Origin of the sequence: Schleiferilactobacillus harbinensis DSM 16991, assembly GCF_000425885.1 — a bacterium.
GTDB lineage: Bacteria > Bacillota > Bacilli > Lactobacillales > Lactobacillaceae > Schleiferilactobacillus > Schleiferilactobacillus harbinensis.
Genome location: NZ_AUEH01000001.1, coordinates 274,623 through 284,669 on the forward strand (window position 1 = coordinate 274,623; position 10,047 = coordinate 284,669).

6 protein-coding genes and 1 pseudogene are annotated in these 10,047 nt (G+C 53.0%); 3 read left to right on the forward strand and 4 right to left on the reverse strand.

The features are described from left to right. Positions 1–26: 26 nt before the first annotated feature. Entirely contained in the window at positions 27–2,177 is a 2,151-nt protein-coding gene (locus H627_RS0101330) for a glycoside hydrolase family 65 protein (protein ID WP_027827464.1), read from the reverse strand. Between the two features lie 67 nt (positions 2,178–2,244). Beyond that, the gene (locus H627_RS0101335; protein WP_162143209.1) at positions 2,245–3,402 is read right to left on the reverse strand and encodes a pyruvate kinase; all 1,158 of its coding nucleotides are present in this window, start codon (positions 3,400–3,402) and stop codon (positions 2,245–2,247) included. Between the two features lie 168 nt (positions 3,403–3,570). On the opposite strand from H627_RS0101335, the gene H627_RS0101340 reads away from it, so the two are divergent. Together H627_RS0101340 and H627_RS0101345 are read left to right on the forward strand one after the other, a co-directional pair. Beyond that, positions 3,571–4,881 carry a GntP family permease gene (locus H627_RS0101340; protein ID WP_027827466.1) on the forward strand — a complete coding sequence of 437 codons (1,311 nt, stop codon included), beginning with the start codon at positions 3,571–3,573 and terminating at the stop codon, positions 4,879–4,881. Between the two features lie 33 nt (positions 4,882–4,914). Beyond that, complete coding sequence (locus H627_RS0101345) at positions 4,915–6,063, forward strand: glycerate kinase family protein (RefSeq protein ID WP_027827467.1); 1,149 nt, start codon at positions 4,915–4,917, stop codon at positions 6,061–6,063. A gap of 147 nt (positions 6,064–6,210) precedes the next feature. On the opposite strand, the gene H627_RS0101350 is transcribed toward H627_RS0101345, so the two are convergent. Together H627_RS0101350 and H627_RS18975 are read right to left on the reverse strand one after the other, a co-directional pair. Next, the gene (locus H627_RS0101350) at positions 6,211–7,503 is read right to left on the reverse strand and encodes an alpha-L-fucosidase (protein ID WP_027827468.1); all 1,293 of its coding nucleotides are present in this window, start codon (positions 7,501–7,503) and stop codon (positions 6,211–6,213) included. Positions 7,504–7,778: 275 nt separating this feature from the next. Then, entirely contained in the window at positions 7,779–9,725 is a 1,947-nt protein-coding gene (locus H627_RS18975; RefSeq protein WP_051225066.1) for a BspA family leucine-rich repeat surface protein, read from the reverse strand. Positions 9,726–9,833: 108 nt separating this feature from the next. On the opposite strand from H627_RS18975, the pseudogene H627_RS16485 reads away from it, so the two are divergent. Continuing rightward, positions 9,834–10,047, forward strand: a pseudogene (locus H627_RS16485) (IS21 family transposase); the annotation flags it as partial.

The window sequence follows — 10,047 nt, forward strand, 5'->3', positions numbered from 1 at the left end:
GGATAACGGCCGGTTCTCTATATCGTCTAAGACACCAATGTCTGATGCCCATCAATTACGACGTTGGTTGGTGCACCAAACTCCAAACTGGCCGTCGTAGTCCCGTGGGTCAGCGTAAATTTCAGTACCCGCTCATGATAATTAATGATAAAGACCAACGATTCCCACTGCTCCGGCAGATGGTTGGTCACAGATAACTGTGCGCCGGTGTATTTCACGCCGGCAAACCCGGTGATGATCGACAACCAGCTGCCGCCAAGGTTCGCGAGATGCAGCCCGTCGGCGGCGTTCCCTTGCAGATCAACCAGATCCATGCGGGCAGTGTCGGTAAAGTAAGCATACGCCTTGCCGGCCATGCCCAGCCGTGCGGCGACAGCACTGAAGATGGCTCGGGACAAGGATGAATCATGGGTCGTTACAGGCTCATAGTATGCATAATCGCGCTGGGTCTGACTATCGCTGATGCTGTCCGGGAACAAGTAATCCGCCAGCAGCGTATCGGCCTGCTTGTTGACCTGATAGCGATAAATGGTCAGCGGGTGGAAATGCAGCAGCAGCGGGTATTTGTCCTTCGGCGTTGTTGCAAACGGCCAGCGCGGCTTTTTGAGGAAGCTGTCGTCCTGGGGATGGATCTTGAGGGCGTCATCGACGGGCAGATAGATGCCCTTGGCGATGCGGGCTAACTCGGTCAGATCGCTTTCAGTGACCCCGAGCGGGATCGCTTGGCCGGCTTTTTCAAACGCCCGGGCCACCGCCACCACGAGTTGCAGGTTGTGCTGGGCAATTTTATTCGTGTAGAAATTATTGTCGACGATGGCTGTGTACTCATCAGGTCCGGTGACGTCAAAGAAGCCAAAATAGCTTTCTCCGCGAACAGTGAACCATGACCCGAAGCTTGCCCAGAACTTTGCTGTTTCAAGGAGCATCTCGAAACCCATGTCTCTCATGAAAGCAAAGTCTCTCGTCGCCGCAAAATACTGGCCAATGGCATAGGCAATATCGCCGTTGATGTGATATTGAGCCGTGCCGGCAGGATAGTAGGCACTCGCTTCTTCCCCATTGATCGTGCGCCAGGCGAATAAAGCACCGTGATCAACACCGAGTTCGCGCGCCCGTTTTTTAGCCGCTGGCAGCACATGATAGCGGTACGCCAGCAAACTGCGGGCAATGGTCGGATTAGTCAACGTGAAATACGGCAGCATGTACATTTCCGTATCCCAAAAGTAGTGACCCTCATAGCCGGTGCCGCTGACTCCTTTGGCCGCGATATTCGTCAGACCGTCCCGGCCAGCGGAAGCGTTCAGTTGAAAAAGGTTGTAGTGAATACCCTGAGCAAGCGCGTCATCCCCCGTGATTTCCACATTTCCGTTCGCCCAGGTCTTGTTCCAATAGGTTTGGGCATCTTCGGCCAGGATGTCAAATGATTCAGGCAGAGCAAGCTCCGGATACGCAGCTGCCGCATCCACGATCGGTCCGACTGCTGCCAGAACGTCAAACGAGCTGCTGATGCTTTCGTCGAGGGTCAGTTCCCATTTCGCGGGCGCGTCGATTTTTATCCCCGTCTGGAGTTGGCTTCGGTCAGTAGTGACAACAACTTGCTGTCCGTTTTCGTTGGCACTGTGCGTAAAATTCAAGGTTTGCACACTGCGGGCCAGGCGCGGATCATCGGATTGGGTGTCCGCCGCATCCAACCATAGTTGTTTTGCCATCCGGACTGGTCCGGAAAAGTTCAGGGCGGTTAAAGTGTATCGAAAAGCCGCCGCCTGCTGCCGGTGTTGGCCAAGAATCGCCTGCAGGGTCAAACGAATCCGATGGCTGCTGGGGCTGATCAGAGTACTCTCCGTCGTCATGATACCGGTTTTCAGATTCAGTGTTTGACTAATCAGCTGCTCAGTCGCAAAGAACTGGCCGTCTCCTTCCGCAATCTGGATGCTGCGCAAATCCGGCAGATTAATGATCGTTTGATGATTCTTGGCGTAGCCGTAAGCCTGTTCGCCGTAAATGATCGGGCTGCTTTCGTAAAAGCCGTTGATGACCGTACCGCCGTTATGGGTCGGCTTGAGCGGATCGGTGGCGCGGGAACCGAAATGACCGTTGCCGATTGAAAAAATAGTTTCCAGATATTTGGGATCCCGGTTCTTTAAGTCGTCAAGTTGTAATTTGTATGGATCAAACATAATTTTCTCCCTTCGAGATGGTTAGAGCATCGGGTTGTCAGAGTGCGGCGTCCGGATGGTGGGAGAATTATTCATAAACACCATACTCATGAATCGTCACATTGTTCACGTCTTTAGCTTGGCCAAAAGGATAACCGGCCACGACGACAATCGCATCGCCTATTTGGATCACACCGGTTTGGGCCAGTACATTTTCTGCTTCTTGAATCATTGCCTCGCGAGTGCTGCCGCTGGCTACGACCAATGGGTCAATACCCCAGGAGAGCTGCAGACCAGCCGCGACAATCGGCTCAGCAGTGACTGCAATGACCGGCACCTGAGGCTTGTAGCGCGCGATTTGCCGAGCTGTGAAGCCAGCGCTGGTGATTGTCACGATTGCTTTGACTTGGGCTTGCCGAGTCATGACCACCGCCTGCGTGGCGGTGGTCTCGGTGATAGAGTCATTAGCCGGCTGCTGCGTTAAAAGTGGCGACTCGCTGGGCAGCATTGTGGCCGCTTTGTTGTTGATCCGGTTCAACATGGCTACGGCACCGGCCGGATCGCCGCCGCGACTGGCCGCTTCAGAGAGATAAACCGCATCAGTGCCGCTGACGACCGCATAGGCCACGTCGGTTACATCACCCCGGGAAGGTCGGCTGGACATCATCAGTGAGCTGAGCATTTGCCCCGCCGTGATGACCGGCTTGCCCGCCGCCAAGCATTGTTGAATCAGTGATTGCTCCACTTCGGGCACGTCTTCCACAGGGATCTCCCTGGCCAGGTGATCCCGGTCAATGAGCAGGCCGTCGTAAGTTTTTAGAATATCGGGACAATCGGTAATGTTGGCCGCACTGGCGATTTTGCCTAGAATCAGGACATCTGGATGCTGCCGGGCCAGGTCCCAAATGGCTTGATAAACGGCATTTGTGATCACTGGAATGGCAATAATTGCCGCCCCGACGGCCAACGCCCGATCAATCCGGGTCAGCAGCGTTCCCTCCGTGCTGCTGATGTTGCGTTCGATGCGTAACGGATCATTTGTGACCGGCAGATCAAGCAGGATGCCGACGGCTGCTTTTTCCGCCGCACTCGCTTGCTGTACAGCGGTGTACAAGTCATCCAGATCCTGACTGGTACCCATATTGGGATCAACACTGAACACGGTCGCACCAGCGCGAATGTACTCTCTGACCGCTTGTTCAGCGGGGACCGGCAGCCCTAGTTTCATCACGATTTTTGTCTTCACGATTTTCGTCCACTCCATTCTTCTTCCCACAATTGCTGACTCTATTGTACCGAGATTGCCGGATTTTGAACACCAAACAGATTCCGGTATGTTTTTGTTGTGCATAAGTGGGAAGTCGCTTACACTAATATTGTTCACAAGAATACATTATTTTAGGAGGGGAATTTTATGGCGAGTCCAGTTTTATCCTGGTGGGCCGCGTTAATCGGCTTGGCCGTTGCCATTATTTTGATTCTGAGGAAGCTGAACCCAGTGTATTCACTACTGCTGGGAGCAGTGATCGGTGCCCTGCTAGGGGGCGCTAATCTTGTCCAAACCATTGATATCCTGATCAAGGGGTCCCAAAGTGTCATGGGGACTGTACTCCGGGTGCTGGCAGCGGGGATGCTGGCCGGAGTGATGATGGAGTCCGGAGCCGCCGATACATTGGCTCGCGCGATTGTCAAAACTTTCGGTGACCGCTGGGCCCTGCTGGCTTTGGCGGTCGCTTCGATGGTGATCACAGCCGTTGGGGTGTTTATCCCAGTGGCTGTGTTGATTGTGGCGCCCATCGCCTTGGAAGTTGGCAAACGGATGGGCTTTTCCAAACTATCGTTGCTGGTCGCCCTGTCCGGTGGCGGCAAGGCGGGGAACATTATCTCGCCGAACCCCAATACCATTGCGGCGGCCAAGGGGTTCAACGTGGAATTGAGTCAAGTCATGATCGCCGACTTTATTCCGGCAATCGTGGCCCTGATCGTGGCGGTGCTGTTGGCGTTCCTGCTCCGGGGCAAAGGCTCCGCCGTGCTGGATGCCGATCTGGAGAATCTCGCTGCAGAAAGTTCCGCCGATACCAAGGAATTACCTTCTCTTGCCTCGTCGCTGGTGACGCCGGTGGTGGCGATTGTCTTGCTGTTGTTAAACCCGATTGGCTCCATTTTTCATATTAGCTTATTGGAAAGCATCAATCTGGATGCCTTTTATGTTCTGCCCTTCGCCGCCATTGTTGGCGCGATTGCCATGAAACAATGGAAGAAAATCCTGCCCTTTGCCAAGTCCGGTGTATCCCGGATGACCGATGTGGTCCTGATCTTGATCGGCGCCGGAGCGATTGGGGCAACGATCACATCCTCTGATTTACCGGCGCAGATTATCAATTTGATCAAAGCCTCCGGTATTTCCGGCGTCTTCCTGGCGCCGATTTCCGGTATCTTGATGGGTGCGGCGGCTGCGTCCACATCCACAGGTGTTATCTTGGCAACCGGCTCCTTCAGTAAAGCAATTCTCGGCTTCGGGGTCAGCCCCATCGCTGGGGCGGCGATGGTTCACACGGGGGCGATCGTCATCGACCACCTGCCCCATGGGAACTATTTCCACGTCACCGCCAATGCCATGCACATGGATATCAGCGAACGGTCCCACGCGATTCTCTATGAATCACTGGTGGGCCTGTCTGCCACCATCGTGGCCACAGTCATGTATGGTTTCTTGCACCTGTAAGCCAATAACAAATTTAAAGGAGGCTTCATCACGATGAAATTTGTACTTGCGCCTGATTCATTTAAAGGCGGCCGCTCGGCGATCGAGGTGGCGACGGCCATGAAAACCGGTTTGAGTAAGGTGTTCCCGGACGCCGAATACGATTTAGTACCGATGGCCGACGGCGGCGAAGGCACCGTCCAGTCCTTGGTCGACGCCACCCACGGCGAAATCATCAACGTCTCGGTGACCGGTCCCTTGGGCAATCAAGTCATTGCCCGCTATGGGATGCTGGGCGACGGGACCACCGCCGCAATCGAAATGGCCCAAGCCAGCGGCATTCAGTATGTTGACGATACGACCCACAATCCGATGATCACCACCACATACGGTACCGGTGAGATGATTCTGGACGCCCTGGATCATGGGGCAAAAGAAATCATCTTGGGTATCGGCGGTTCCGCCACCAATGACGGCGGCGCCGGCATGGCCCAAGCCATCGGGGTCCACTTGCGGGATATTGAAGGCAATGAGCTGGAATATGGCGGCGGTCAGTTGGACAAACTAGCGACTATCGATACCCGGGAGATCGATCCGCGGATTCCCAAGACCAAGATTTTGATCGCCTCTGATGTGACCAATCCGCTGGTTGGTGAAACCGGCTCTTCCGCAGTCTTTGGTCCGCAAAAAGGCGCGACCCCGGAAATGGTGAAGATTTTGGATGCCAATCTGGCCCATTACGCGGCAGTGATCAAGCATGAATTGAACAAAGATCTCGCGGAGGCCCCCGGGGCTGGCGCTGCCGGCGGACTTGGGGCGGGCTTGATGGCCTTTACCAACTCCCAAATGGAAAAAGGCGTTGATATTGTTATTGAATACACCCATCTGAAGGAACGCGCCAAGGATGCGGACTTCGTCTTCACCGGTGAAGGCGGGATCGATTCCCAGACCCAGTATGGCAAGACCCCGTTCGGGGTGGCGCTGGCCACGAAGTCTGTCGCGCCGAAAGCACCGGTGATCGTTCTCTCTGGGAACATTGGCGACGGGCTTAATGTCTTGTATCGGCCGGACGCTATCGACGCGATCTTCCCCACCGCCACGGCGGCCAAATCGCTGGAGAAAGCCATCGCAGATGCTGCTTCCGATATCGAAATGGTCTCTGAGAATATCGGCCGGCTGATTGCTGCAATGCAGCGCAAATAAGGCCGAATTAACGGTGTGACGATAATCAGCAGTTGGCCAATTCAGCTGACTGCTTTTTTTTTCGTCTATTCCTTGGTTGTTACCCAATCAAAAAAACAGATCGTCCCCTATTGGAAAAGACCTGTTTTTTCACACGAATCGTTGTCGTTATGTCAGCTCAATACGGACCACAGTGTCCTTTGGATCCGGCAACGGATACCCAATCGTGACGTCTTGATGCAAGAAAATGTAGCTATACTCTTTGAACGCGGACAGTGCCCAGTAATCGGTTGCTTTGACTTCAATTCCATCAATCAGCAGCGTCATTTGTTTGATCCGCTCCTTGGGCACCGCAATCGGGAATGCGCTGATTGATTCCTCCTGAATGTGGGCGTAAAGCGTATTGCCCTTCTGGGTATACCGCCCCCACTCAGGTTTTGCTAATTCCGCAGTAGTACAGCCGTAGACACTCTCGCCGTTGACGGCCATCCATTCGCCGATTTCAGCGAGCAGCTTTTTGGTCGGCGCACTGAATGTGCCCAGCGGCGTCGGTCCAACATTCAGGATCAAATTGCCGCCTTTGCTGACACACTCCACAAGGGTATGGATGATTAGCGATGTTGATTTGAACTGGTCATCGGTCGCATTATAGCCCCAATGTTTGTTCATGGTGATGCAGGCTTCCCAGGGTACCGGTTCACCCAGTTCGTTAACGATCGGTTTAGGCGGGATCATTTGCTCTGGTGAAGCGAAGTCACCGGCATAATTCGAGGGATGGGCCGACAAAATCGTACCATAATTCGCCCCGCTCCCCTCCATCCGATTGTCGATCAGCATTTGCGGCTGATACTGATGAATCATGTCCATAATCTTCTGCGGCTGCCACGTCTCACCGGCCATTTTAGGATAAGAAAAGTCAAACCACATGATATCCAGTTGGCCGTAATTGGTCAGCAGCTCTTTGATTTGGCCGTGCATGTAGTCCAGATAGCGTTGAAAGTCCCGTTCGACCCCCTTGGCTGCCGGATTATTCCGTTGCGGATGGTTGATATCGCCATAATGCGGATAGTCTGGGTGATGCCAATCCAACAGGGAGTAATACAGGCCGACTTTGATCCCCGCTTTTCGGAAGGCATCAAGGAACTCACGGACAAAATCGCGTCCCGCCGGCGAATTGGTGGACTTGTAGTCGGTCAGTTGGCTGTCATACATGCAGAAGCCGTCGTGATGCTTTGCTGTGAATACGGCGTATTTCATCCCGGCCTGCTTAGCTGCGGCAGCCCATTCATCGGCATCGAATTGATCTGCCGTAAATTTGCCGACCAGGCGGTCATAATCTTCATCGGACATATGGTTGATGCTCTTGATCCACTCGTCCACACCGATTAACGAATAGAGCCCCCAGTGGATGAACATGCCAAACCGGCTGTCTTCGTACCACTTTGTCTTCTTGGAATTCATATATTGTCTCCTCTCAGTATCGCATCTGCTGCCATCCTTCTATTTTTAACAATGAACCACGTCTAGTGTAACGTCTTTCATTATTTCGCAGAAGTTCTTCAAGATAATTGGTAACTCGTCAGAGAGATCAATCATCTTTCTTCATAAAGATTCAAAAACAATCAGTCAGAAATTATTAATCAGCATTTTTGCACAAAAACTGATGGACAGACAGAATCACCAACAATTTGAATTCTGTTTGCCCATCAGAGAGCAGATATTGCCTAATGTGTATTTTACAGCCCGTTAGTCAACGTAAAAGTAACCGTGGCATGATACTTACCAATAACCGGTACACTCCCAGGCGCGAAATCCAATTCAAAGGGATTCGCTGGCCAAGTCTTGATATATGCCGTATCCGTCCCATTGCTGGTGTTTTGCCAGATTGTGTACGGCGTCGCGATCGATTGCAGCGCCCCATTGCCTGAATTGAAGCGCCAGGGATTGGTCGAGACTTTGACCTGTGCGTCATCGGCGCTGACAAAATCAGAACCAAGGACATCAATATGCCATGGCATATTGGCTCGATCTGCGCGGGAGTCAGTCACATTGATCGTAAACGGTTCGGCATTTTTTGCGTTCAACCCGCTGAATTGCGGTTGAAAATGCTTGCCGTAATCGAAACTGCCGCTGATTGTCAGGGCAATCGTACCAGAGCTGGTCTGTTGCCACACATAAGTCTGAATGGTTGTCGGCCGGGTGCTGTTATTGTACAGTTTGATGAGATCTGCAGGCGTATACGTGGTGCCCGCGGGGGCAAGAATAGTTCCGGTGGTTCCCAGTGCCTGCCAGGCGGTGTCCGTGGACTGAACGATATACGAATGGGCTTGACCGGCAGTGTCGGTCCGGGTAATGACGGTGTTTGGCACTGGTCCGCCCAGCCCGAGGACATCGGTGGTCGTCTTGAAGTTCGGCCCTAGAACCAGGAGCCAAAGAGTCGTGGTCCCAGTGAACATGCCGGTTTCGTTGGTCACCTGCCGCGTATCCAGAGTACTCAGATCAAGATTAGTCAATGCGGCACAGCCATTGAACATATCACTGATGTCGGTGGCCCGGCTCAGGTCGAGCTGCTTCAGATTGGCAATGTCAACAGTCTTGCTTAGCCCTTTGAACAGTCCGTTGACTGCCCCCTGCGCATTCAATCCGCTGGTGGCCAGCACAACATGTTTGATCGCACTGCGCTGGCTATACCACGGCCAGGTCTCGGTCGAGTATTTATCCGTCGCAAAATTTAAGGTATGGGCATTGATCGTCAATGTGTCGCCATTAATGGTCCACCACCGCTGCGGTTGCCAAACGTAAGTCCAAACCGGCTTGCCGGTGGCGGGGTTGACTGTGCCCACCCGGGCCGTGGCCAGCTCGGTCGCCAGAGCGGTGGAATTACTGAACTGAGCACCGGCGGCCTCAAGGGGATCGGCAGCTACGCCCAGCTCTTGCCAGCCCGCGGCCGCTTTGTACGTCGGATCATTCTGAGTGATGGCGCCTACGGTATGCCCCGGCAGACTGCTATTAACCAGCGTTGTTTTATCACCAACTGACAGGCGCCATAAACTGGTACATCCGTTGAAGGCATCTTTGCCTAAATTACCCAGGACACTTTGATCATAGTTGCGCGTATCAAAGCCGCTCAAATCCAATGTTGTCAGCTTGCTGTCGCCAATGAACATGCTGGCAAAACTTCGGCAGGCACTCGTATTAAAACTGCTGACGTCGAGGCTGGTCAGTGCCGGACAGGCGGCAAACATGATCCACATCGTACCGACTTTACGCGTGTCAAAGCTGCGTAAATCAAGCTTCGTGAGCGATGCGCATTGGTAAAACATCCAGCTCATATCGGTCACTTGGCTGGTATTGAAATGACTCAGATCAAGGGTCGTCAGCTTGGCACAGTTCCAAAACATCTGGTTCATGGCCTTCGTTTTCGCCGTATCAAAGTGGCTCACGTCCAGAGCAGTTAAACTGCTGCATCCGCCAAACATACCGACCATATTCGTCACATTGCCGGTATTGAACTTGGTCGGGGTGAAAGTAATGGCTTTCAGCCCGCTGTCGCCATAAAACAGCCAGTACATGGTCGTGACCTTGCTGGTGTCAAAGCTGGTCAGATCCAGTGCGTTGAGTTTGAGATCCGAAGCGAACATATAACTCATATCAAGGACGTTACTGGTGTCGAAATTGGTCACATCTGTTAACGCCGGCGGTAAAATGTAGGAAATTGCCGATTAAGAAATGTCGGATTTCCTGCATTTTTTAGTACACTTAAACGCATACTGAATTTGGAGGAATCCCATATGCGTTTAGATGTTGAGCACTGCGTCCACCAGCACCTGATGAATAAAATTAAACCTAACTTTGCCGAGATTGCCCGGCGATTCGATACCGACCCACGAACGGTCAAACGATACTACGAACAAAGCCTCAACCCAGCTGCCAAGCCACCAGAAAAACTGAAACGGCCCAGTAAATTAGATCCGTTCAAAGGGCTCATCCGAGAGAAGGTCGAAG

What these genes read in the sequence shown, in the direction of transcription:
- H627_RS0101340 (WP_027827466.1), top strand. Translation starts at nt 3,571, where the DNA reads ATGGCGAGTCCAGTTTTATCCTGGTGGGCCGCGTTAATCGGCTTGGCC.
- H627_RS0101350 (WP_027827468.1), bottom strand. Translation starts at nt 7,503, where the DNA reads ATGAATTCCAAGAAGACAAAGTGGTACGAAGACAGCCGGTTTGGCATG.
- H627_RS0101345 (WP_027827467.1), top strand. Translation starts at nt 4,915, where the DNA reads ATGAAATTTGTACTTGCGCCTGATTCATTTAAAGGCGGCCGCTCGGCG.
- H627_RS0101330 (WP_027827464.1), bottom strand. Translation starts at nt 2,177, where the DNA reads ATGTTTGATCCATACAAATTACAACTTGACGACTTAAAGAACCGGGAT.